The sequence below is a fragment of the Staphylococcus sp. EG-SA-18 genome (genome assembly GCF_017151825.1).
GTDB classification, from domain to species: domain Bacteria; phylum Bacillota; class Bacilli; order Staphylococcales; family Staphylococcaceae; genus Staphylococcus; species Staphylococcus aureus.
On the sequence record NZ_JACYVY010000044.1, the window covers coordinates 1 to 24,215 of the forward strand.

General features: G+C 32.3%; 30 protein-coding genes and 1 riboswitch. Of the genes, 23 read left to right on the forward strand and 7 right to left on the reverse strand.

The genetic code is table 11. The annotated features are described in order from the left end of the window. Positions 1-67 precede the first annotated feature (67 nt). Positions 68-271 carry a sterile alpha motif-like domain-containing protein gene (locus IDG66_RS09990; protein WP_000145163.1) on the forward strand — a complete coding sequence of 68 codons (204 nt, stop codon included), beginning with the start codon at positions 68-70 and terminating at the stop codon, positions 269-271. Here IDG66_RS09990 and IDG66_RS09995 read toward each other — a convergent pair. Then, on the reverse strand, positions 268-504 hold the full coding sequence (locus tag IDG66_RS09995) for a hypothetical protein (RefSeq protein ID WP_000368687.1): 237 nt from the start codon (positions 502-504) through the stop codon (positions 268-270). The two genes, IDG66_RS09990 and IDG66_RS09995, sit on opposite strands and share 4 nt — an antisense overlap. 223 nt (positions 505-727) lie before the next feature. Between IDG66_RS09995 and IDG66_RS10000 the strand changes: the two genes are divergently transcribed. Beyond that, the gene (locus tag IDG66_RS10000) at positions 728-1,309 is read left to right on the forward strand and encodes a histidine phosphatase family protein (RefSeq protein ID WP_001140696.1); all 582 of its coding nucleotides are present in this window, start codon (positions 728-730) and stop codon (positions 1,307-1,309) included. Between the two features lie 48 nt (positions 1,310-1,357). Here IDG66_RS10000 and IDG66_RS10005 read toward each other — a convergent pair whose 3' ends face one another. The 3 genes from IDG66_RS10005 to IDG66_RS10015 all read right to left on the reverse strand — a co-directional run bounded on the left by IDG66_RS10005 (position 1,358) and on the right by IDG66_RS10015 (position 3,445). After that, positions 1,358-1,975 (reverse strand): LysE/ArgO family amino acid transporter, encoded by a 618-nt coding sequence (locus tag IDG66_RS10005; protein WP_000255544.1) that lies wholly within the window; start codon positions 1,973-1,975, stop codon positions 1,358-1,360. Between the two features lie 154 nt (positions 1,976-2,129). Continuing rightward, on the reverse strand, positions 2,130-2,624 hold the full coding sequence (locus IDG66_RS10010; protein WP_000569884.1) for a GNAT family N-acetyltransferase: 495 nt from the start codon (positions 2,622-2,624) through the stop codon (positions 2,130-2,132). A 398-nt stretch (positions 2,625-3,022) separates the two neighbouring features. Then, positions 3,023-3,445, reverse strand: a complete 423-nt coding sequence (locus IDG66_RS10015) for an organic hydroperoxide resistance protein (protein ID WP_000974464.1) — start codon at positions 3,443-3,445, stop codon at positions 3,023-3,025. A gap of 147 nt (positions 3,446-3,592) precedes the next feature. On the opposite strand from IDG66_RS10015, the gene aroD reads away from it, so the two are divergent. Beyond that, positions 3,593-4,309 (forward strand): type I 3-dehydroquinate dehydratase, encoded by a 717-nt coding sequence (gene aroD / locus IDG66_RS10020; RefSeq protein WP_000150012.1) that lies wholly within the window; start codon positions 3,593-3,595, stop codon positions 4,307-4,309. A gap of 82 nt (positions 4,310-4,391) precedes the next feature. Continuing rightward, on the forward strand, positions 4,392-4,931 hold the full coding sequence (locus IDG66_RS10025; RefSeq protein WP_000422910.1) for a nitroreductase family protein: 540 nt from the start codon (positions 4,392-4,394) through the stop codon (positions 4,929-4,931). Positions 4,932-5,080: 149 nt separating this feature from the next. Here the strand turns inward: IDG66_RS10025 and IDG66_RS10030 are convergent, their stop codons facing one another. Then, positions 5,081-5,401, reverse strand: a complete 321-nt coding sequence (locus IDG66_RS10030; protein WP_001147953.1) for a thioredoxin family protein — start codon at positions 5,399-5,401, stop codon at positions 5,081-5,083. Between the two features lie 143 nt (positions 5,402-5,544). Here IDG66_RS10030 and IDG66_RS10035 point away from each other — a divergent pair, with 143 nt between their 5' ends. The 9 genes from IDG66_RS10035 to IDG66_RS10075 all read left to right on the forward strand — a co-directional run bounded on the left by IDG66_RS10035 (position 5,545) and on the right by IDG66_RS10075 (position 12,261). Further along, entirely contained in the window at positions 5,545-5,901 is a 357-nt protein-coding gene (locus tag IDG66_RS10035; protein WP_000589549.1) for an arsenate reductase family protein, read from the forward strand. A gap of 157 nt (positions 5,902-6,058) precedes the next feature. Then, positions 6,059-6,439 carry a glycine cleavage system protein GcvH gene (gene gcvH, locus IDG66_RS10040; protein ID WP_000290489.1) on the forward strand — a complete coding sequence of 127 codons (381 nt, stop codon included), beginning with the start codon at positions 6,059-6,061 and terminating at the stop codon, positions 6,437-6,439. A 178-nt stretch (positions 6,440-6,617) separates the two neighbouring features. Next, complete coding sequence (locus tag IDG66_RS10045; protein WP_000932228.1) at positions 6,618-7,496, forward strand: YwqG family protein; 879 nt, start codon at positions 6,618-6,620, stop codon at positions 7,494-7,496. 739 nt (positions 7,497-8,235) lie between these two features. Continuing rightward, positions 8,236-8,622: a toprim domain-containing protein gene (locus IDG66_RS10050; RefSeq protein ID WP_001018962.1), complete on the forward strand. Its 387-nt coding sequence runs from the start codon at positions 8,236-8,238 to the stop codon at positions 8,620-8,622. Next, positions 8,615-8,911, forward strand: a complete 297-nt coding sequence (locus IDG66_RS10055; protein ID WP_001065801.1) for a thioredoxin family protein — start codon at positions 8,615-8,617, stop codon at positions 8,909-8,911. The genes IDG66_RS10050 and IDG66_RS10055 overlap by 8 nt, the downstream gene beginning before the upstream one ends. A gap of 57 nt (positions 8,912-8,968) precedes the next feature. After that, positions 8,969-9,072: riboswitch (SAM riboswitch) on the forward strand. 88 nt (positions 9,073-9,160) lie between these two features. Further along, positions 9,161-10,186: a methionine ABC transporter ATP-binding protein gene (locus IDG66_RS10060; RefSeq protein ID WP_000571218.1), complete on the forward strand. Its 1,026-nt coding sequence runs from the start codon at positions 9,161-9,163 to the stop codon at positions 10,184-10,186. After that, positions 10,179-10,874, forward strand: coding sequence for a methionine ABC transporter permease (locus IDG66_RS10065; RefSeq protein ID WP_000520233.1), 696 nt, complete (start codon positions 10,179-10,181; stop codon positions 10,872-10,874). The genes IDG66_RS10060 and IDG66_RS10065 overlap by 8 nt, the downstream gene beginning before the upstream one ends. Positions 10,875-10,891: 17 nt before the next feature. Beyond that, a complete protein-coding gene (locus tag IDG66_RS10070) occupies positions 10,892-11,713 on the forward strand; it encodes a MetQ/NlpA family ABC transporter substrate-binding protein (protein WP_000732326.1) in 822 nt (273 codons plus the stop codon). Positions 11,714-12,066: 353 nt separating this feature from the next. After that, complete coding sequence (locus IDG66_RS10075; protein ID WP_000752917.1) at positions 12,067-12,261, forward strand: CsbD family protein; 195 nt, start codon at positions 12,067-12,069, stop codon at positions 12,259-12,261. 232 nt (positions 12,262-12,493) lie between these two features. Here IDG66_RS10075 and popT read toward each other — a convergent pair whose 3' ends face one another. Beyond that, positions 12,494-13,345 (reverse strand): polyprenyl-phosphate transporter PopT, encoded by an 852-nt coding sequence (gene popT / locus IDG66_RS10080; RefSeq protein WP_001183856.1) that lies wholly within the window; start codon positions 13,343-13,345, stop codon positions 12,494-12,496. A gap of 327 nt (positions 13,346-13,672) precedes the next feature. Between popT and sufC the strand changes: the two genes are divergently transcribed. The 6 genes from sufC to IDG66_RS10110 all read left to right on the forward strand — a co-directional run bounded on the left by sufC (position 13,673) and on the right by IDG66_RS10110 (position 19,521). Continuing rightward, on the forward strand, positions 13,673-14,434 hold the full coding sequence (gene sufC, locus IDG66_RS10085; RefSeq protein WP_000168845.1) for a Fe-S cluster assembly ATPase SufC: 762 nt from the start codon (positions 13,673-13,675) through the stop codon (positions 14,432-14,434). A gap of 97 nt (positions 14,435-14,531) precedes the next feature. After that, the gene (gene sufD, locus IDG66_RS10090) at positions 14,532-15,839 is read left to right on the forward strand and encodes a Fe-S cluster assembly protein SufD (RefSeq protein ID WP_000205570.1); all 1,308 of its coding nucleotides are present in this window, start codon (positions 14,532-14,534) and stop codon (positions 15,837-15,839) included. 105 nt (positions 15,840-15,944) lie between these two features. After that, positions 15,945-17,195 carry a cysteine desulfurase gene (locus IDG66_RS10095; RefSeq protein WP_001006454.1) on the forward strand — a complete coding sequence of 417 codons (1,251 nt, stop codon included), beginning with the start codon at positions 15,945-15,947 and terminating at the stop codon, positions 17,193-17,195. Next, on the forward strand, positions 17,185-17,649 hold the full coding sequence (sufU, locus tag IDG66_RS10100; protein ID WP_001010508.1) for a Fe-S cluster assembly sulfur transfer protein SufU: 465 nt from the start codon (positions 17,185-17,187) through the stop codon (positions 17,647-17,649). The genes IDG66_RS10095 and sufU overlap by 11 nt, the downstream gene beginning before the upstream one ends. A 150-nt stretch (positions 17,650-17,799) precedes the next feature. Then, positions 17,800-19,197 carry a Fe-S cluster assembly protein SufB gene (sufB, locus tag IDG66_RS10105; RefSeq protein WP_001074405.1) on the forward strand — a complete coding sequence of 466 codons (1,398 nt, stop codon included), beginning with the start codon at positions 17,800-17,802 and terminating at the stop codon, positions 19,195-19,197. A 186-nt stretch (positions 19,198-19,383) separates the two neighbouring features. After that, positions 19,384-19,521, forward strand: a complete 138-nt coding sequence (locus IDG66_RS10110) for a chorismate mutase (protein ID WP_001790198.1) — start codon at positions 19,384-19,386, stop codon at positions 19,519-19,521. 5 nt (positions 19,522-19,526) lie between these two features. Here IDG66_RS10110 and IDG66_RS10115 read toward each other — a convergent pair whose 3' ends face one another. Then, a complete protein-coding gene (locus tag IDG66_RS10115; protein ID WP_000274029.1) occupies positions 19,527-19,841 on the reverse strand; it encodes a hypothetical protein in 315 nt (104 codons plus the stop codon). Between the two features lie 364 nt (positions 19,842-20,205). On the opposite strand from IDG66_RS10115, the gene IDG66_RS10120 reads away from it, so the two are divergent. The 4 genes from IDG66_RS10120 to IDG66_RS10135 all read left to right on the forward strand — a co-directional run bounded on the left by IDG66_RS10120 (position 20,206) and on the right by IDG66_RS10135 (position 24,191). Continuing rightward, positions 20,206-21,246 (forward strand): hemolysin family protein, encoded by a 1,041-nt coding sequence (locus tag IDG66_RS10120; protein WP_000582332.1) that lies wholly within the window; start codon positions 20,206-20,208, stop codon positions 21,244-21,246. Positions 21,247-21,259: 13 nt separating this feature from the next. Then, complete coding sequence (locus IDG66_RS10125) at positions 21,260-22,327, forward strand: NAD(P)H-dependent flavin oxidoreductase (RefSeq protein WP_000267250.1); 1,068 nt, start codon at positions 21,260-21,262, stop codon at positions 22,325-22,327. Between the two features lie 175 nt (positions 22,328-22,502). Beyond that, the gene (locus IDG66_RS10130) at positions 22,503-23,351 is read left to right on the forward strand and encodes a DUF72 domain-containing protein (protein ID WP_000608129.1); all 849 of its coding nucleotides are present in this window, start codon (positions 22,503-22,505) and stop codon (positions 23,349-23,351) included. A gap of 12 nt (positions 23,352-23,363) precedes the next feature. Next, the gene (locus IDG66_RS10135; RefSeq protein ID WP_000927632.1) at positions 23,364-24,191 is read left to right on the forward strand and encodes a sulfite exporter TauE/SafE family protein; all 828 of its coding nucleotides are present in this window, start codon (positions 23,364-23,366) and stop codon (positions 24,189-24,191) included. The last annotated feature ends 24 nt before the right edge of the window (positions 24,192-24,215 follow it).

The following is a 24,215-nucleotide window of genomic DNA, read 5'->3' on the forward strand; positions in this document are numbered from 1 at the left end:
AGATGTGTATAAAGAGACAGATAATAACACTTTAAATAGCGCTTAATAAATGAAGGGGGCAAGTCTTATGACGTTTTACAATTTCATCATGGGTTTTCAAAATGATAACACACCATTTGGTATATTGGCCGAACACGTTAGTGAAGATAAAGCATTCCCTCGATTAGAAGAAAGACACCAAGTAATTAGAGCATATGTGATGTCTAATTACACAGATCATCAATTAATTGAAACTACAAATAGAGCTATTAGCTTATATATGGCAAATTAATTTGAGTAGTACCAATTATGATGTATTAGTGCATCCCAAATATCTTTTGTTTTAAAGTTTATTTCATCATTTCTTATCGAAAATGGTGTAATAATGTCTTTATCTAACCAAGTGTTGATAAGTTCATTTGGTACACCATCTAACAACATTTCACTTTTACTAATTATAAAACATTCCCAGTCAAGTGAAACATTTTGTGGATTCACATAATTACATTGATTATGATTATCCATAAACACTCACTCCTTTAAAATTCTGTACTCTTCATTGCGTTTTACCCCGTCACATTATCTTTTAAACTAAAATCATCATTACTTATGAAAAAATGTACATCAAAAGCAAAGGTTTTCGCTACCGAAAAAGTTTAAATAATGGTTTAATATATTTGGTACTCATTTTAATAAAAAGAGAATACATTTTGAGCTATCAATACTTTTTATTGAAGAGGTGTTATTGTTGGCTAAAACGTTATATTTAATGCGCCACGGACAAACTTTGTTTAATTTTAAGGGACTAATTCAGGGATTTGGAGATTCGCCGCTAACAGAACTTGGAATTGCTCAAGCTCAAAAGGCACGTAGTTATTATGAAACTAAGGGGATAAACTTCGATTTATATGCATCATCAACGCAAGAACGCGCAAGTGACACACTTGAAAATGTTGCACCTAACCAATCGTATCAACGTTTTAAGGGACTGAAGGAATGGCATTTTGGATTATTTGAAGGTGAGTCAGTCTATCTATTTGATAATCTATACAAGCCTGAAGACTTATTCGGAGATCGAATTGTTCCTTTCAAAGGAGAGGCAAGGCAACAAGTTGAAGATCGCATTGTGAAAACTTTACATGACATTATGTCTCAAACAAAGAATAATGCATTAGTCGTGAGTCATGGAACAATAATGGGAGTATTTTTAAGATATTGCCTTAAACTAGATGAAGCATTAAAGCATAATATCGGTAATTGTAATATCCTGAAATTTGAATATGACAATGGAACATTTAAATTTGTTGAGTTAATTGATCCAAATTTATAATAAATAAAGCGTTATACATAGACACAAGCATGTCTTTTGTATAACGCTTTAGAATAATAATTGAATAAGTTTTTGTAATATCATCAGAGCAACAATAATAATTATTATGCTTGATAATTTATTGATTATTGTTAATAATTTTCCGGTTTTATCAATTGATCCAACCATTTCTCCTAAAATTGCGAGTAAAAAGAACCATAACCATGAAACGCTAATACAAGCGATTGTAAACGCAATTTTATTGCTGCCACTATATAATGCAGCACTACTACCAATTACACCAATTGTATCTAAAATAGCATGTGGATTGAGTAATGAAACTGATAAAGCAAAACTTACTTGTTTCATTGGAGACATAATTTGAGCTTCTCCATCTGTTGAGGGTTTATCATGCCAAATGGTCCAAGCCATATACATCAAGAAAATTAAACCAACTATATAAATAATTGCTTGAAGTACAGGTAAAGACATAATAATGATAGATACTCCTACCACTGCAATAATAATAAGTAAGCTGTCTGACAACCCGGCTGCAATTATTGCAGGCAATACATATCTATATTTTGGTTGATTAGCTCCTTGGTTAAAAATAAATACATTTTGTGCACCTAAAGGTAAAATTAGACCAATCGCTAAGATAAATCCATGAATAATTGCGGTTACCATTAAGTTTTGACACCTCTAAAACATAGAATATTCTGAAAAAACTTATTGTTATCATATCAAATAAAAAACAACTACTCAATAGTAGAGTAGTTGTATGAAAAATAGAACCTATATGATTTGAATTTATGAGAAATGTAGAATATATAAAACTGTATTACTTATTAATCAAATCATAAAAAAGCCAATGTTCATCGAAATAGGTATTTCCGATTTTAATTGCATTTTTCTCAAAACCAAGAATGTCGAATCCTAGTGCACTATAGAAAACTTTAGCACCTATGTTGTTTGACACAATTGATGTAAGTAAAGATTCGTAATTGTTCTGCCGTGCATAATTAATAATGAAATTAATGAGCTCGCTATTAATCGATTTATCGTTATTAGTAACAAAGTTGTATTTAATTAATGATTTATGTTCTTTTCCAACGTATCGAATTTGTTCTAAGGCAGCTGTTGCGATAAGTGTTTCGTTTTCATAACAGCCAAATACAATACATTTCGGTGAACCTTGATTTAAAATGTCATGTATTAAGGTGTCAGTCATTGTTTGACTATAATGTGAATCTTGAGTGAATTCTTCATTGACTGTCGAAACAAGTCTCTTATACTCATTAAAATCATTATTCGTTAATGTTTTAATTTCTATCATTACTGACCTCCTTAATCATTATTAAGAAAGATTTTGTACTAAAAAAATTTCTTAATTACATATTAAAATGTTTATTAAAATTTTGCAATCACTGATTTATATGCACATTCTTGTAAATGGATTATCAATTTAATTATATTTATTTTTAAGTTCAGGAAATTATGGAATTGGTTATTGGTCGACACTGGACTTTTATTTGTAGACGGTATGCGAAGAAGTCAAGCCAGTATTGGAACCGGTCACATTTATGATGACTAAGGGACAATCATTTTCAGTTAAATATTGCCAGAAATTTCAGTCACGAATAGAAAAAATAACCAACCAAAAATTTTTGGTTGGCAAATTTGAATTTTATGTGAATTTTATTAATAACGTTGAATAATCTCTTTAAGTTAATGCTAATCTACAACATTTACATTTAAATCGACATTAATATTTCCTTGAGTCGCTTTTGAATATGGACAAAATTCATGAGCCATTTGTAAATATTTTTCAGCTTCTTCTTGAGATATAACATTTTTAATTGTCGCATCAATTGAAACACTTAATTTAGGACTTTCTGAGTCTGAATCATCTTCTAGTCTCACTGTTAGTGTTACTTCTGGATGAGCATCACGCACTTTGTTTTGCTTTAAAATTAGGTCGAAAGCACCGTTGAAGCAAGATGCATAACCTGCTGCAAATAATTGTTCGGGGTTAGTAGCTTTACCATCTGCTTGAGCAGGCGAAACGATATCAATATCTAACGCTCGATCATCAGTATAAACATGTCCTTTACGTCCGCCAACATTCGTCGCTTTAGTTTCATAATGTATTGCCATTCTTATAACCTCCTAATTTAAAATACATTTATGCTTTACCCATTCGAAAATACCTTAATCATTTTCATTTATAGCATTGTTTGATTGAAGGATAAAAAGTTGTTGTTTACAATAAAAATAATGAGTATCTGAAATGAGGGATTTACTATGACACATGTGGAAGTAGTAGCGACTATCGCGCCACAATTATCTATCGAAGAAACTTTAATTCAAAAAATTAATCATCGTATTGATGCAATAGACGTATTAGAATTACGAATTGATCAAATTGAAAATGTCACAGTTGATCAAGTGGCAGAAATGATTACAAAGCTGAAGGTTATGCAAGATTCATTCAAATTATTAGTTACGTATCGTACAAAGTTACAAGGTGGCTATGGGCAATTTATAAATGACTTGTATCTTAATTTAATATCAGACTTAGCAAATATCAATGGCATAGATATGATTGATATAGAATGGCAAGCAGATATTGACATTGAAAAACATCAACGAATCATTACACACTTGCAACAGTATAATAAAGAGGTGGTTATATCACATCATAATTTCGAAAGTACGCCTCCATTAGATGAATTGCAATTTATATTTTTTAAAATGCAAAAATTCAACCCAGAATACGTTAAATTAGCAGTAATGCCACATAATAAAAATGATGTGTTAAATTTATTGCAGGCAATGTCTACATTTTCAGATACTATGGACTGCAAAGTTGTTGGTATTTCAATGTCTAAACTTGGACTAATAAGTAGAACGGCTCAAGGCGTTTTTGGTGGTGCATTGACTTATGGTTGTATCGGAGAACCACAAGCTCCAGGACAGATTGATGTTACTGATTTAAAAGCACAAGTGACTTTATACTAATAAAATGAATTAGGTTGCTTTTGTGTAAGTGCTGTCTTATAATTGAGAAGTATTATCATTGTTCGTGGAGGAGCGATTTTAGATGGAATTACAACAAGCAATAGCTAATAGAAGAAGTGTGAAAAAATTTAAAAGAGATATGCACATAGATGACGCATTGCTATATCAAGCAATTGAGAAAGCTGCTGATGCTCCAAATCACGGAATGAGGGAACCATGGAGAGTTGTGCATGTTCCGAAAGACAGATTAGGAGATATGAGTAAGGATATTTCTAAATTTGCATTTCCTAATGAATTAGATAAGCAACAATGTCATTATGATGCAGTTACGAAACTAGGTGGCATGTTATTGCTTATTTTAAAAACAGATCCAAGACAACGTCAAAATGATGAAAACTACTTTGCATTTGGTGCATATGCACAAAATCTTATGTTGTTACTTTATGAAGCGGGAATAGGTACATGTTGGAAATCGCCATTATATATCTATGATCCTAAAGTAAGAAAAACACTTGGTATAAAGAAAGATGAAGTTCTTTCTGGATTCTTATATTTAACGGATTTAGAAGAAGATATGCCTAAAGCACCACGTAAAAATAGAAACTTAATTACATTATATTAATATGTATAATTATAGAAACATTAATAAAAGCTGAGTCATGAATTGATGGACATCTATCGAGTTAGAGATTTAATCTAACTTACTAGAGTCGGTACAATCACAGTCTCAGCTTTTTATTGTGCAGTATATACACATTTTTATTTTAGTATTTATTTAAAAGTTTCTGCTAAAAATGATTCAACTTGCTCAGGTGACTTAGCATTTGCTGAATGAAGGTGTGCAATTTTGTCGCCGTTTTTAAATACTAGCAAGCTAGGGATACCCATAACTTCATTTTCAACAACTACATCTTCTAATTCATCACGATTAACAGTATACCATTGGTAATCTTTATATTGTTCTACGATTGGGTCAATCCATAAATCCATAGCACGACAGTCTGGGCACCATCCTGCCTCAAATTTAACAATTACAGGTGTATCGCTATTAATCACAGATTTAAATGATTCATTACTTTTGATTGCTTGCATTGTAACAACTCCTCTAGATAGTTTAATAATTTTTATTATAGCTAAATTTATAACATAATAAAAAATTTTAGCTTCAAAATGAAAGCCTTTTGCTATGGAAAATGATATATTTATTTTAAATACATAAAGGAGGTTGCAGTCGTATGATTAAATTTTACCAATATAAGAATTGTACAACTTGTAAAAAGGCAGCAAAGTTTTTAGATGAATATGGCGTAAGTTATGAACCAATTGATATCGTTCAACATACACCTACAATAAATGAATTTAAAACAATAATTGCAAATACAGGCGTAGAAATTAATAAATTGTTTAATACACACGGCGCGAAATATCGTGAGCTTGATTTGAAAAATAAATTACAAACTTTATCAGATGATGAAAAGTTAGAGTTGTTATCATCTGATGGTATGTTAGTAAAGCGTCCTCTAGCAGTAATGGGCGATAAGATAACGTTAGGATTTAAAGAAGATCAATATAAAGAGACTTGGTTAGCGTAAGTATAATGTAAACGTTTACTAAATATCTCGATATTTAGATTCATTACATGTAAAATGAAATAAGCTATACAATTGTTAATTTTTATAAATATAGTTGAATAGCATCTAGCCTTATGGCATCATTAATGATGTAAAGATTAATTAGGAGGGGATTCTCTTGGCAGTACCAAATGAATTGAAATATTCAAAAGAGCATGAATGGGTTAAAGTTGAAGGTAATGTAGCAACAATTGGAATCACAGAATACGCACAAAGCGAGTTAGGTGATATTGTTTTCGTTGAATTACCAGAAACAGATGATGAAATTAATGAAGGGGATACGTTTGGTAGCGTAGAATCAGTTAAAACTGTATCAGAATTATATGCACCAATCTCTGGTAAAGTAGTTGAAGTCAACGAAGAACTAGAAGATAGTCCCGAATTTGTAAATGAATCTCCATACGAAAAAGCATGGATGGTAAAAGTAGAAATTAGTGATGAAAGTCAGATTGAAGCTTTATTAACAGCTGAAAAATATTCAGAAATGATTGGTGAATAATCACCGTGTAACTCCTTAATCTAAGATTGAGGAGTTTATTTTTAGTCTGAGTAAGTAAATAATATGAAAGAAAATTTATTAGGTACTATTATTTGGAGTATTGCTACATTTTATTATTCAAGAATGATGAAAATAATGAATTTAGCTATTTTAAAAATAAAAATTGGGGGAAGTTAATATGCTAAACATTCAAGACGTTAGTCATCTTTCTAAAAAGGAGCAAAAAGCATATAACCGTTTCGTAGAATCTGTAGAAAACGGTAATTTACCAGTACTACCATGTATTGAAATGGTTCTAAAAGAGATGAAAGAAGAAACATTAAACCAGAGTAAGATTGGTGGAATGCCATTTTTAAAATCTTTTAAAGATATACCATTAGATGAAAATAATGTACCAATGGTATTGTTAGCACAGATTAATTTGGATAATCTTCCAGAACAACAAGAATTATTTCCTGTAAAAGAAGGGATATTGCAGTTTTGGATTAGTTCAGAAGATCAAATGTATGGTATGTCTGAAAATTTAAAGGGAAACAATATAAACTCAAGGCTTGTTTATATAAAAGAGCCAATTACAGATTTATCACTCGAAAATATTCAAGCGCATTTGAAGTCATTAGATGCTGATAATGAGGATATCCCGTTCAGTGGAGCATTTTCTATAGAATTTAGATTGTCGAAACAAACTATTACATGTACTGATTATAAGTACGATGAGGACGTGCTTGCATTGTGGAATAAAGTCAATCCATCCTTCGCGCTAAAATCAATGTTTGGTGGTTATGATGAATTGATGGAACCTGTGTGTAACACATTTACTGCTAAGGAACCATTTAATCAACTTGGTGGTTATCCATATTTTGACCAAATAGATCCAAGAACGAACGATCAAGAACTGAAAATGTATGATAGAGTCTTACTGCAAATTGATTCTACAAGAGATGGTAATTCTTCGATTATATGGGGTGATTTAGGTATTGCCAATATCTTAGTAAAATCTACTGACCTTGAGGCTATGAAGTTTGATGATTACATGTATTCATGGGATTGCAGCTAAGAGAATCATAAAAATATATTACTTTAATAAGTGTAGTATCTATAGATCAATCTAGGGAGTGGGACAGAAATGATATTTTCGCAAAATTTATTTCGTCGTCCCACCCCAACTTGCATTGTCTGTAGAAATTGAGAATCCAATTTCTCTTTGTTGGGGCCCATCCCCAACTTGCATTGCCTGTAGAATTTCTTTTCGAAATTCTCTGTGTTGGGGCCCCTGACTAGAATTGAAAAAAGCTTGTTACAAGCGCATTTTCGTTCAGTCAACTACTGCCAATATAACTTCGTAGAGCATAGAACATTGATTTATGTCCCAGCCTGTTTTCATAAGCCACAGCTAATGTGTATTTAAAAATAGGAATACATGAGTAAAACTCATGCATAAGAAATACTAATTTCTAAAGAAAAAGTATTTCTTTATGTTGGGGCCCCCAACTTGCACATTATTGTAAGCTGACTTTCCGCCAGCTTCTGTGTTGGGGCCCCGCTATAATTGAAAAGTTTGTTATAGGTGTATTTTCTTTTGGTTAACTATTGTTAATATAACATTGTAGATTTTAGGATGTTGATTTTTGACTTAGCCTTTGTCTGCTTATGTTAAATGTTCCAGCTAGTCAAACATTGAGTTTGTAATTATTATATTAAGCTAGTTTAAATTTTTTGTGATTTATGTTTTATTCATACCAATTTTGTGAAATGATACAGTGACAGATGTTTATTGATTTTAAAGGGTGATGATGATGGCTATTGTAAATAAAGTGATAATTGTTGAAGGAAAATCTGATAAAAAAAGGGTGCAACAGGTTATTGCAGAACCAGTCAATATTATTTGTACTCATGGAACAATGAGTATAGATAAGCTTGATGATATGATAGAATCACTGTATGATAAACAAGTTTTTGTATTAGCCGATTCTGATGACGAAGGAGATCGAATTAGAAATTGGTTTAAACGTTATTTGAGTGAAAGTGAACATATATTTATTGATAAAACTTACTGTCAAGTTGCGAATTGCCCCAAACAATATTTGGCGCATGTACTTTCAAAACATGGCTTTACTTGTAAGAAAGAAACACCTCTTTTACCGAATATAAATAATGAAAGGTTAGTTTTAGTAAATGAATAATTCATTAGACATCAAAGATGTAACTACATTTTATGAGGAAGACAAACATTTAATCTTTGGTTATACACCAACGTGTGGTACTTGTAAGGTTTCAGAAAGAATGTTAGACATTGCTAATGAAATATTGCAGTTACCATTATTGAAAATAGATTTAAACTTTTATCCTCAGTTTTGTAAAGATATGCAAATCATGTCTACGCCGATTTTATTGTTGATGAATAAAGATAAAGAAGTAAAACGAATTTATGCATTTAAATCGGTGACTGATTTGTTAGAAAATTTAAAATAGTTATTGACGAAATTTTACTAAGGTGTTAGGATTAATACAAATTAAATGATGCGTAAACTCTTATCGAGAGTGGTGGAGGGATGTGCCCTACGAAGCCCGGCAACCGTCTTATATAGAAATGGTGCCAATTCACATAAAGTTTTAACTTTTGAAGATGAGAGAAACAATACTACTATTGCTTTCTCAATTTTTCTATCGATATTGAGAAAGCATTTTTTATTTTATTAAGCAACACAGGGAGGAATCAACGTGATTGAATTAAAAGAAGTTGTTAAAGAATATCGGACTAAAAATAAAGAAGTCCTTGCTGTAGATCACGTTAATTTATCGATTCGAGCAGGATCGATTTATGGCGTCATTGGTTTTTCTGGAGCAGGAAAAAGTACTTTGATTCGAATGTTTAATCATTTAGAAGCGCCTACATCAGGTGAAGTTATTATAGATGGAGACCATATAGGTCAATTGTCCAAAAATGGATTAAGAGCAAAAAGACAAAAAGTAAGTATGATCTTCCAACATTTTAATTTGTTATGGTCAAGGACTGTGTTAAAAAATATTATGTTTCCGCTTGAAATTGCAGGTGTCCCTAGAAGGAGAGCTAAGCAAAAAGCATTAGAACTTGTCGAACTCGTCGGTTTAAAAGGTAGAGAAAAGGCTTATCCATCAGAGTTATCAGGTGGACAAAAGCAACGTGTTGGGATTGCACGAGCGTTAGCTAATGATCCAACGGTCTTGCTTTGTGATGAGGCAACAAGTGCACTTGATCCGCAAACAACAGATGAAATTTTAGATCTACTACTAAAAATTAGAGAACAACAAAATTTAACAATTGTACTAATTACGCATGAAATGCATGTCATTCGTCGTATTTGTGATGAAGTTGCAGTTATGGAAAGTGGTAAAGTGATAGAACAAGGACCGGTGACACAGGTTTTTGAAAATCCGCAACACACTGTGACAAAACGATTTGTGAAAGACGATTTAAATGATGATTTCGAAACATCTTTAACAGAATTAGAGCCATTAGAAAAAGATGCATATATCGTTAGATTAGTTTTCGCTGGTTCAACAACAACCGAGCCTATTGTATCGAGTCTATCAACTGCCTATGATATTAAAATTAATATTTTAGAAGCAAATATTAAAAATACAAAAAATGGAACAGTCGGCTTTTTAGTTCTGCATATTCCATATATTTCAAGTGTAGATTTCGGAAAATTCGAAAAAGAGTTAATTGAGCGACAAGTTAAAATGGAGGTGTTAAGACATGGGTAAATCATTTAGTGAAATTATAAATGAAATGATTACAATGCCTAATATTCAGTGGCCAGAAGTTTGGACTGCAATAGTCGAAACACTATACATGACAGTCGTCTCAACTATATTTGCATTTATACTTGGTCTTATTTTAGGTGTGTTATTATTCTTGTCTGCTAAAGGTAAGTCTATCGGTGCAAGGTTATTTTATTCTATCGTTTCTTTCATTGTTAACTTATTTAGAGCGATACCATTTATTATTTTAATTTTATTATTAATTCCATTTACAAGTTTGATACTTGGAACGATAAGTGGTCCGACAGGTGCGTTACCAGCCTTGATCATTGGCGCAGCACCGTTTTATGCAAGGCTCGTAGAAATTGCTTTTAAAGAAATTGATAAAGGTGTCATCGAAGCGGCTTGGTCAATGGGCGCTAATACTTGGACAGTAATTCGTAAAGTCCTTTTACCTGAAGCTATGCCAGCGCTAGTGTCTGGCATTACAGTTACAGCAATCGCTTTAGTTGGTTCAACAGCAGTTGCAGGTGTAATTGGTGCCGGTGGTTTAGGAAATTTAGCATACTTAACAGGTTTCACTCGAAATCAAAATGATGTCATTTTAGTATCAACAGTTTTTATTTTAATTATTGTATTTATAATCCAATTCATTGGGGATTGGCTTACAAATAAACTTGATAAACGATAAATTGGGGGTTTCATTTTATGAAAAAATTATTTGGTCTTATTTTAGTATTAACATTTGCAGTTGTATTAGCAGCTTGCGGTAATGGAAACAAAAGTGGCAGTGACGACAAGAAAATAACAGTAGGTGCTTCACCAGCACCACATGCTGAAATTTTAGAAAAAGCAAAACCATTATTAGAGAAAAAAGGTTATGAACTAGATATTAAAACAATTAACGATTACACTACACCTAATAAATTACTAGACAAAGGTGAAATTGACGCAAACTATTTCCAACATACACCATATTTAAACACAGAGAAAAAGGATAAAGGTTACAAAATCGTAAGTGCCGGTGATGTTCACTTAGAACCTATGGCTGTATACTCTAAAAAGTATAAAAGTTTAAAAGAATTACCAAAAGGTGCAACAGTCTATGTGTCTAATAATCCAGCTGAACAAGGACGTTTCTTAAAATTCTTCGTTGATGCAGGTTTAATTAAAATCAAAAAAGGCGTAAAAATTGAAGATGCTAAGTTTAGTGATATTACAGAGAATAAAAAAGATATTAAGTTTAATAATAAACAATCAGCAGAATTCTTACCTAAAATTTATCAAAATGAAGACGCTGATGCTGTTATCATTAATTCGAACTTTGCAATCGAACAAAAACTAAATCCTAAAAAAGATTCTATTGCTGTAGAAAGTGCGAAAGATAATCCTTATGCAAACTTAATTGCTGTTAAAGAAGGACATCAAGATGATAAGAAAATCAAAGCATTAATTGAAGTATTACAATCTAAAGATATTCAAGACTTCATTAATGAAAAATACAATGGTGCAGTTATTCCTGCTAAATAAATCATATTAATGGCTCAGTAACGTGATGTTGCTGGGCTTTTTAATTTAAACAGGTATTTATATGATATTTAGGAATGAGATGCTATTACGGATAAAGTAAAATCCTATATGCATGCGTGCTACTCATTTATTCTTATTTTTAATTTCACATGGCTAGTGACTAATACATCATAAATCATTAGTGATTCTTTATTATTTCAGTCCCACTCCCTCAAGTTAATGATGAATCTATTTCGCTAGTTATAAAATGACGTCAAATCAATATCAAAAATTATTTAAGTAAAATGTTTAGATAATTTTTCAGTGGGTAAGTATTATATATAACATTTAATTATTCCGAGGAGGCATTTATTATGGCAGACGAAAGTAAATTTGAACAAGCAAAAGGTAATGTTAAAGAAACAGTAGGTAATGTTACTGATAATAAAAATTTAGAAAACGAAGGTAAAGAAGATAAAGCTTCTGGTAAAGCGAAAGAATTCGTTGAAAATGCAAAAGAAAAAGCAACTGATTTTATTGATAAAGTAAAAGGTAACAAAGGCGAGTAATTTTACTTTTTATTCCTAATACACTGCACATGCCACTTAGTCGGTATAACCATCGGCTAGGTGGTTTTTGTATTAAAAAAGTGGATACCAAAATTTATTAATAATTATTTTAATGTTAGAAAAAAACTAAATAAAAACTCGCTAATGATATCCAATAATATGTATACAAAACGAGACATATATTGCATATGATTAACGAGATACTGAAAATATTTTATCACCCCTAAAATGATTATTCATTTTCAGCGGTAATTCGACCTAAAGTCAAACTTACAATAAAACCGATGATAAATACTACTAATGAAACGAACCACATCACGATATTAGTTGGTAAACCTGGAAATACTGCAAAGAGGGAGCCAACAACAAAACCAATGATTAATGCAAAAGTCATTAGTTTATGATGTGTTAGGAAATACTGGATAATTTTGCTTGAAATAATGAATCCAGCAAGCACGCCAAATCCGACTGCAAGTAATATAGGAAGACCTGCAAAGTTAAGTTTAACAACTTCAGATATTGCTAGCATGACCGTACCATAGAAGCCAAATACTAATAACATAAATGACCCTGAAATACCTGGGAGTAACATAGCACTAGATGCACACATACCTGCAATAAAATATTTAATAATAAGACTAGTTGATAGAGTAAGTGTTTCTCCAGCATGTTTATCACCATTATTCATTAATGTAATAACAATTAAGATAGCGATACCAGCTATAACCATCATGTAATGTTTAGTTGTAAATGACGTTTTATAGTTAGAAATTTTCAATAAATATGGAACGATACCAATGATTAATCCACCAAAGAAAAACATAGTTGGAATATGGTGTTGGCTTAATAAATAATTAAAAAGATTACTTAGTGATCCCATTGCCAGTAACATTCCAATTATAATGGGGATTAAAAATGTAAAACTTGGCCAAAAACGTCGTGAGAATATGCCGCTAATTGAAGCGATAAATTGATTGTAAATACCTAACAATAATGCGATAGTCCCACCGCTAACACCAGGTACCAAGTCACTCGTTCCCATAGCAAAACCTTTTAGAATATTAATCCATTTAAATTGTTGCATGAATAACTCCTTTCAAACGATTGGAATAAAATCATAAATAGCATCATACCATATTACAAATGTCCTAGTGAAATGATAACATATTTTAAATTCATAAAATCCATTGAGAAATTATGTGCACTTATTATCATTTATATTTTTAAAGAGAGCGGATTAGAGTTGTACTTTAGAGTTATTAAAAATAATAAAAAGGGTTTAAGTTGTTTATATTAAGGTATAAGTAAGTTATAATTAACTGAACGCATTATTACAAAGTCTTTTTGACTACAAATTAAAATTATTATAAACTAGTTAAGAAAACTTTATATTTTACGGAGGGAATATAAAATGGCATCAACATTAGAAATCAAAGACCTACATGTGTCTATTGAGGATAAAGAAATCTTAAAAGGTGTTAACTTGACAATTAACACTGATGAAATACATGCGATTATGGGACCAAACGGGACAGGTAAATCAACTTTATCATCTGCAATTATGGGACACCCAAGCTATGAAGTAACTAAAGGAGAAGTACTTTTAGACGGTGTAAATATTTTAGAATTAGAAGTTGATGAAAGAGCAAAAGCAGGATTATTCTTGGCAATGCAATATCCATCAGAAATTACAGGTGTTACAAATGCTGATTTCATGCGTTCAGCAATCAATGCGAAACGTGAAGAAGGACAAGAAATCAACTTAATGCAATTTATTAAGAAATTAGATAAAAACATGGATTTTCTAGACATAGATAAAGACATGGCACAACGTTATTTAAATGAAGGTTTCTCAGGTGGAGAGAAGAAACGTAACGAAATCTTACAATTAATGATGTTAGAACCTAAGTTTGCAATCTTAGATGAAATCGATTCAGGGTTAGACATCGATGCATTAAAAGTTGTATCTAAAGGTATTAACCAAATGCGTGGGGAAAACTTTGGTGCATTAATGATTACACACTATCAACGATTATTAAATTACATTACTCCTGATAAAGTACATGTAATGTATGCTGGTAAAGTCGTTAAATCTGGTGGTCCAGAATTAGCAAAACGTCTTGAAGAAGAAGGATATGAATGGGTTAAAGAAGAGTTCGGTTCAGCTGAATAATCTTATTAATACAGTATCCATGAGATGTTCATCTATATATGATGAAAATGAACATTTATACGAAATAGTAAATTTCATCAAGTAGGAGGAAAAAGTTATGACAACTGATATTTTGAACATTTCTGAAGAACAACTTGTTGATTATTCTAAAGCCCACAATGAACCTTCTTGGATGACAGAATTACGTAAAAAAGCTTTGAAATTAACAGAAACTTTAGAAATGCCAAAACCTGATAAAACAAAATTAAGAAAATGGGATTTTGATTCTTTTAAACAACACGATGTAAAAGGTGATGTTTATCAATCTTTATCACAATTACCTGAGTCAGTAAGAGAAATTATTGACGTAGATCATTCTAAAAACTTAGTAATTCAACATAATAATACGATTGCGTACACACAAGTTGATGATAATGCATCGAAAGATGGCGTTATCGTTGAAGGTTTAGCAGACGCTCTTATGAACCATAGTGATTTAGTACAAAAGTACTTTATGAAAGATGCAGTAACAGTAGATGAACATCGTATCACAGCGCTACACACGGCATTAGTTAATGGTGGCGTATTTGTTTATGTTCCTAAAAATGTAGTTGTAGAACATCCAGTACAATACGTTGTGTTGCACGACGACGAAAATGCAAGCTTTTATAACCATGTTATCATCGTTACTGAAGAAAGCGCCGAAGTCACATATGTTGAAAATTACTTATCAAATGCATCTGGTGAAGGAAATCAATTAAATATTATTTCTGAAGTGATTGCTGGTGCAAATTCAAATATCACATATGGCTCAGTGGACTATATGGATAAAGGCTTTACAGGTCATATCATTCGACGTGGTATTACTGAAGCGGATGCCTCAATTAATTGGGCACTAGGTTTAATGAATGAGGGTAGCCAAATTATTGATAATACAACAAATTTATTTGGTGATCGTTCAACAAGTTCACTTAAATCAGTAGTTATAGGTACAGGCGAACAAAAAATTAATCTAACATCTAAAATCGTACAATATGGTAAAGAAACAGATGGTTATATCCTTAAACATGGTGTTATGAAAGAACATGCATCGTCTGTATTTAATGGTATCGGCTACATTAAGCATGGTGGAACTAAATCAATTGCTAATCAGGAATCACGTGTATTAATGTTATCTGAACATGCTCGTGGTGACGCGAATCCTATTTTATTAATTGATGAAGATGATGTACAAGCTGGTCATGCTGCATCAGTAGGTCGTGTTGATCCAGATCAACTTTACTATTTAATGAGTCGTGGTATTTCTCAAAGAGAAGCGGAACGTCTTGTTATACATGGTTTCTTAGATCCAGTAGTACGTGAATTACCTATCGAAGACGTTAAACGTCAATTGAGAGAAGTAATTGAACGCAAAGTTTCTAAATAATATTTTGAAAATAAAAGTTTGTAATAGATATAGACTGTCGATATTGGTATAAGACTAATACAACGTCAGTATTTAAATGATTAGGATTTTTATTTAAGAAAGGTCGTGAATGAAGTGGCCGAACACTCATTTGACGTTAATGAAGTAATCAAGGATTTTCCGATATTAGATCAAAAAGTCAATGGCAAACGTTTAGCATATCTTGATTCAACAGCGACAAGTCAAACGCCTGTGCAAGTGTTAAATGTTTTAGAAGATTACTACAAGCGTTATAATTCAAACGTTCATCGTGGTGTTCATACATTAGGATCATTGGCAACTGATGGTTATGAAAATGCCCGTGAAACCGTTCGTCGTTTTATTAATGCGAAGTATTTTGAAGAAATCATTTTTACACGCGGAACAACTGCGTCGATTAACCTTGTAGCACATAGCTATGGTGATGCAAATGTTGAAGAGGGCGATGAAATTGTTGTCACTGAAATGGAACATCATGCCAATATTGTTCCTTGGCAACAGTTAGCAAAGCGTAAAAATGCGACATTGAAATTTATACCAATGACAGCTGACGGTGAATTAAACATCGAGGATATTAAGCAAACGATTAATGATAAAACAAAGATCGTTGCTATTGCACATATATCTAATGTGCTCGGTACAATTAATGATGTTAAAACCATTGCAGAAATAGCTCATCAACATGGTGCAATTATCAGTGTTGATGGGGCGCAAGCAGCACCACATATGAAACTTGATATGCAAGAAATGAATGCTGATTTTTATAGTTTTAGTGGTCATAAAATGCTTGGACCAACAGGTATTGGCGTATTATTTGGTAAACGTGAGTTACTACAAAAAATGGAACCGATTGAGTTCGGTGGCGACATGATTGATTTTGTAAGTAAGTATGATGCAACATGGGCTGATTTACCTACTAAATTTGAGGCGGGTACTCCATTAATTGCTCAAGCAATTGGGCTTGCAGAAGCTATTCGCTATTTAGAACGCATAGGTTTTGATGCAATTCATAAATATGAACAAGAATTAACGATATATGCTTATGAGCAAATGTCTGCAATTGAAGGAATTGAAATTTATGGCCCGCCAAAGGATCGTCGTGCAGGTGTAATAACGTTTAATTTACAAGATGTACATCCACACGATGTTGCTACAGCCGTAGATACAGAAGGTGTAGCGGTTAGAGCTGGGCATCATTGTGCGCAACCGTTAATGAAATGGTTAAATGTGTCTTCAACAGCTAGAGCGAGTTTTTATATATACAACACGAAAGAAGACGTTGATCAGTTAATAAATGCCTTGAAACAAACGAAGGAGTTTTTCTCTTATGAATTTTAATAATCTAGATCAATTATATAGATCTGTCATTATGGATCATTATAAAAATCCTAGAAATAAAGGTGTATTAGATAACGGGTCTATGACAGTAGATATGAATAACCCGACATGCGGTGACCGTATACGACTAACATTTGATATAGAAGACGGCATTATAAAAGATGCTAAGTTTGAAGGTGAAGGTTGTTCGATTTCAATGGCAAGTGCATCGATGATGACACAAGCTGTTAAAGGTCATTCACTTGGAGAAGCAATGCAAATGAGCCAAGAATTTACGAAAATGATGCTTGGTGAAGACTATGTGATTACAGAAGAAATGGGAGATATTGAAGCATTGCAAGGTGTATCTCAATTCCCAGCTCGTATTAAATGTGCCACATTAGCTTGGAAAGCATTGGAAAAAGGTACTGTTGCTAAAGAAGGTAAAGCAGAAGGTACGACTGAAGAAGAATAGAATGCTGTTAATCATAGATAATTTTGATATTAGACATATAAAAGTATAAAAATTTTTATAAGATGTCATGTCATTGTTATAATATGGTTTACATCATGAATTAAAAACTTACGCACGCCGTTGTAAATATATTTTTAAGGAGTGATTGAAATGGCTAAAAAAGCACCTGATGTTGGGGATTATAAATATGGATTCCACGACGATGATGTGTCCATTTTCAGATCAGAACGTGGTTTAACTGAGAATATCGTTAGAGAAATTTCTAACATGAAAAATGAGCCGGAATGGATGTTAGATTTCCGTCTTAAATCATTAAAATTGTTTTATAAAATGCCAATGCCTCAATGGGGTGGCGACTTATCAGAATTGAATTTCGATGACATTACTTACTATGTAAAGCCTTCAGAACAAGCTGAACGTTCATGGGATGAAGTGCCAGAAGAAATTAAAAGAACTTTCGATAAATTAGGAATTCCTGAAGCTGAACAAAAATATTTAGCTGGTGTTTCTGCTCAATATGAATCTGAAGTTGTTTACCATAATATGGAAAAAGAACTTGAAGAAAAAGGTATTATCTTTAAAGATACAGATAGTGCTTTACAAGAAAATGAAGAATTATTCAAAAAATACTTTGCTTCTGTAGTACCTGCAGCAGATAACAAATTTGCGGCGTTAAACTCAGCAGTATGGTCAGGTGGTTCGTTCATTTATGTACCTAAAAATATCAAACTAGATACGCCACTACAAGCTTATTTCCGTATTAACTCTGAGAACATGGGTCAATTTGAACGTACATTAATCATTGCTGATGAAGGTGCTTCTGTACATTACGTAGAAGGTTGTACTGCACCAGTTTATACAACTAGTTCTTTACACTCTGCTGTTGTGGAAATCATTGTGCATAAAGATGCGCACGTTCGTTATACTACGATTCAAAACTGGGCGAACAATGTATACAATTTAGTTACAAAACGTACTTTTGTTTATGAAAACGGAAATATGGAATGGGTAGATGGTAACTTAGGTTCTAAGTTAACGATGAAATATCCAAACTGTGTTCTTTTAGGTGAAGGTGCAAAAGGTAGTACATTATCTATTGCATTTGCTGGTAAAGGACAAGTTCAAGATGCCGGTGCTAAAATGATTCATAAAGCACCTAATACATCTTCTACAATTGTTTCTAAATCTATTTCTAAAAATGGTGGTAAAGTTATTTATCGCGGTATTGTTCATTTTGGACGTAAAGCAAAAGGTGCTCGTTCAAATATTGAATGTGATACATTAATCTTAGATAACGAATCAACATCAGATACAATTCCATATAACGAAGTATTCAACGATCAAATATCATTAGAACATGAAGCCAAGGTTTCAAAAGTTTCTGAAGAACAATTATTCTATCTAATGAGTCGTGGTATTTCTGAAGAAGAAGCGACAGAAATGATTGTTATGGGATTCATCGAACCATTTACAAAAGAACTTCCAATGGAATACGCGGTCGAAATGAACCGTTTAATCAAGTTCGAAATGGAAGGTAGTATTGGATAGCTTTAAACCGCGTTGTTAAGCCATTCTTGACTTCCGAAAATGGCTATTGATACCATTTTGATACTGAATATAACAAAAAGCCACATTACTGTGGCTTTTTTTGTTTTATAACTAAATCGGATTGATAGATAAGCTTTGTACTTATTTATATCAGTTCGATTTTTTGATTGGTGTAAAAAATAATCATTGATGGTGGATAAAGCGACAACACAAATACAACATGATTGTGGCATTAGAGTGCTGGTCTTTATTAAATTAATTGAAAGCTACATCAAATATTCTTTAGATAATTCGATATTAGTTCGATTAAGATTCGTTGTATAAGTGAGTTAAAATAAGAAAACTATTAATAATATTAAGTTCACTACAGATGTTGCTAATGGACCATAAGTTTTAAAGACATCTTCACTTTTATAACCAACAATCGCATCTAAAAATTGAACTAAGATCATTGCAATGGATATAGTTATCAAAAATATAGCACTATGAATGACTAAAGAAAAAATAGCTAATAAAAATAAAGGTAAGCTTCGACTAAGTGCATAATATGCATTTATATTATGGCTAGATGCACATGCTTGAATTGAATAACCTAAACTTACACTGGCACTGATTATTGTAAATATTGCTAAAACAAAATACATGTTAATCCTTCTTTCTATATTTGGATATAAACAAGTACTTGTCTAAAGTTATTTAAAAGATAATTAGAATAAATTTATGAGAAACTGGTTGTTATCATTATAATGGTTTCAAATGATTATAACTATGTCATAAACTGAATTTGTTGAAATTTTTCATTATGCAAATTTAATAATAACAAACAGCTCGAACTATAGCATCATTTTACTAATGAATGCATTAAAGTAACTATGACTAAAAATGCATATTAATTATCATTATTAAGACTATTATATATAATGAATTTTAACTGGTTTATTAAACGAGAACGTCGGGAATTAAGTAACTACAATAAAAATAAGATATGACAATAAGGAGACTACACGCGTGATCATTGCCATAATTATATTGATATTTATTTCGTTTTTCTTTTCAGGAAGCGAGACGGCATTAACGGCTGCCAATAAAACAAAATTTAAAACTGAAGCTGACAAAGGTGATAAAAAAGCAAAAGGCATTGTAAAGTTACTTGAAAAACCAAGTGAGTTTATTACAACGATTCTAATTGGGAATAATGTCGCGAATATTTTATTACCAACACTTGTTACAATTATGGCTTTACGTTGGGGGATTAGCGTTGGTATTGCATCAGCTGTTTTAACAGTTGTTATCATTTTGATTTCCGAAGTGATTCCCAAGTCTGTCGCTGCAACATTTCCAGATAAAATAACAAGGCTTGTATATCCAATTATTAATATTTGTGTCATTGTGTTTCGCCCTATCACATTACTTTTAAATAAGTTGACGGACAGTATTAATCGAAGTTTATCTAAGGGTCAACCTCAAGAACATCAATTTTCAAAAGAAGAATTTAAAACAATGTTAGCAATTGCTGGACATGAAGGTGCTTTAAATGAAATTGAGACGAGTAGGTTGGAAGGTGTCATTAATTTTGAAAATTTAAAAGTAAAAGATGTAGATACAACACCTAGAATTAATGTGACGGCATTTGCTTCAAATGCGACATACGAAGAAGTTTATGAAACGGTTATGAATAAGCCATACACTAGATATCCAGTGTACGAGGGAGATATTGATAACATTATTGGAGTGTTTCATTCTAAATATCTGTTGGCTTGGAGTAATAAAAAAGAAAATCAAATTACAAACTATTCAGCTAAGCCATTATTTGTGAATGAACACAATAAAGCTGAATGGGTATTACGTAAGATGACTATTTCTAGAAAACATTTAGCAATTGTGTTGGACGAATTTGGTGGTACTGAAGCGATAGTGTCACATGAAGACTTAATTGAAGAATTATTAGGTATGGAAATTGAAGATGAGATGGATAAAAAGGAAAAAGAAAAACTTTCTCAACAGCAAATTCAATTTCAACAACGGAAAAATCGCAACGTATCTATATAAGGAGCGAACAGCTATGTGGAATAAGAATCGACTTACTCAAATGTTAAGTATTGAATATCCAATTATACAAGCAGGTATGGCAGGAAGTACGACACCGAAATTAGTTGCATCAGTAAGTAACAGTGGTGGGTTAGGCACAATAGGCGCAGGTTACTTTAATACGCAGCAATTGGAAGATGAAATAGATTATGTACGCCAATTAACGTCAAATTCTTTTGGCGTAAATGTCTTTGTACCAAGTCAACAATCATATACTAGTAGTCAAATTGAAAATATGAATGCATGGTTAAAACCTTATCGACGCGCATTACATTTAGAAGAGCCGGTTGTAAAAATTACCGAAGAACAACAATTTAAGTGTCATATTGATACGATAATTAAAAAGCAAGTGCCTGTATGTTGTTTTACTTTTGGAATTCCAAGCGAATCTATTATAAAAAGATTGAAAGAAGCAAACATTAAGCTAATAGGTACAGCAACAAGTGTTGATGAAGCTATTGCGAATGAAAAAGCGGGTATGGATGCTATCGTTGCTCAAGGTAGTGAAGCAGGTGGACATCGTGGTTCATTTTTAAAACCTAAAAATCAATTACCTATGGTTGGAACAATATCTTTAGTGCCACAAATTGTAGATGTCGTTTCAATTCCGGTCATTGCCGCTGGTGGAATTATGGACGGTAGAGGAGTTTTGGCAAGTATTGTCTTAGGTGCAGAAGGGGTACAAATGGGCACTGCATTTTTAACATCACAAGATAGTAATGCATCAGAACTACTACGAGACGCAATTATAAATAGTAAAGAAACAGATACAGTCGTTACAAAAGCGTTTAGTGGAAAGCTTGCACGCGGTATCAACAATAGGTTTATCGAAGAAATGTCCCAATACGAAGGCGACATCCCAGATTATCCAATACAAAATGAGCTAACAAGTAGCATAAGAAAAGCCGCGGCAAACATCGGCGACAAAGAGTTAACACATATGTGGAGTGGACAAAGCCCGCGACTAGCAACAACGCATCCCGCCAACACCATCATGTCCAATATAATCAATCAAATTAATCAAATCATGCAATATAAATAATCGAATCGACCGCAATCCACAAAAGCACAAGCACCCCCAAACATTATTTTAGTGCTTGCCATTTTTGTGGATTGCGTTTCTATTTTACCAATCTAGTCAAACGAAATTATCAAACTAAAGTTCGCTGAAATGATTATGATAAAAGTTATATGGTATGATGACATTGGTGATATATATGATAAACATCGGATTAACAGGTTGGGGTGATCACTATTCATTATATGAAGATTTAGAACGCCAAACCGATAAACTTAAAACATATGCTGGACATTTTCCGGTTGTCGAATTAGATGCGACATACTATGCGATACAACCGGAAAGAAATATATTGAAATGGATAAAAGAAACGCCTGATACATTTGAATTTGTGGTCAAAATTCATCAAGCACTCACATTGCATGCAGACTACAAAACATTTGCAGATACAAGGCAAGAACTATTTGATCAATTTAAGAATATGTTAGAGCCCTTACATACACAGAAAAAATTAGCAATGGTATTGGTTCAATTTCCGCCATGGTTTGACTGCAATGCACAAAATATCAAATATATTTTGTATGTAAGACAGCAATTACAAGCATTTCCAATGTGTGTAGAATTTAGGCATCAATCATGGTTTAGTGATGCATTTAAAGAACAAACATTGGCATTTTTAACAGAACATCAAATCATTCATGCAGTAGTTGATGAACCACAAGTGAAAGATGGCAGTGTACCTTTAGTCAATCGAATCACAAATGAAATTGCGTTTGTACGTTATCATGGACGTAATCATTACGGTTGGACTAAGAAAGATATGTCAGATCAAGAATGGCGCGATGTACGCTATTTATATGATTATAATGAGCAAGAATTAATAGACTTGGCACAAAAGGCACAAATATTAGCACAAAAAGCTAAGAAAGTTTACGTCATATTTAACAATAATTCTGGTGGTCATGCAGCAAATAATGCCAAAACATATCAGCGATTATTGAATATAGAATATGAAGGGTTAGCACCACAACAATTAAAATTATTTTAAGAGGCGACGACTATGTTATTAACAATTACATTATTAGTTTTAATCGGAGGTTTGTCAGCGATTATAGGGTCTATCGTAGGCATTGGAGGCGGTATTATTATCGTTCCAACAATGGTTTACCTCGGTGTTGAACATGGATTACTACATAATATTACAACACAAGTAGCGATAGGGACGTCTTCAGTCATTCTAATTGTGACAGGACTTTCTTCATCACTTGGATATTTAAAAACAAAACAAGTTGATATTAAAAATGGTTCCATCTTTTTATTTGGACTATTACCAGGTTCATTGCTTGGGTCCTTCATTAGTAGATATTTAACATTTGAGTCATTTAATTTATATTTTGGTATCTTTTTAATTTTCGTAGCCATTTTATTAATGGTAAGAAATAAGATTAAACCGTTTAAAATTTTCGATAAACCCAAGTATGAAAAGACTTATGTAGACGCTAAAGGTAAAACATATCATTATAGTGTTCCACCATTGTTTGCTTTTATTACAACGTTTTTAATTGGTATATTGACAGGTTTATTTGGTATTGGAGGTGGCGCACTAATGACGCCACTAATGCTTATTGTATTTAGATTTCCACCTCATGTAGCTGTTGGAACAAGTATGATGATGATTTTCTTTTCAAGTGTCATGAGTTCTATAGGGCACATTGCTCAAGGTCACGTAGCTTGGGGTTATGCAATCATTTTAATTATTTCTAGTTATTTTGGTGCGAAAATCGGTGTCAAAGTGAATCAATCAATTAAGTCAGATACGGTAGTAACATTATTGAGAACAGTAATGTTGTTAATGGGTATATATTTAATTATTCGTGCGTTGATTTAATACAACTTTAAAAGGAGGACGTCA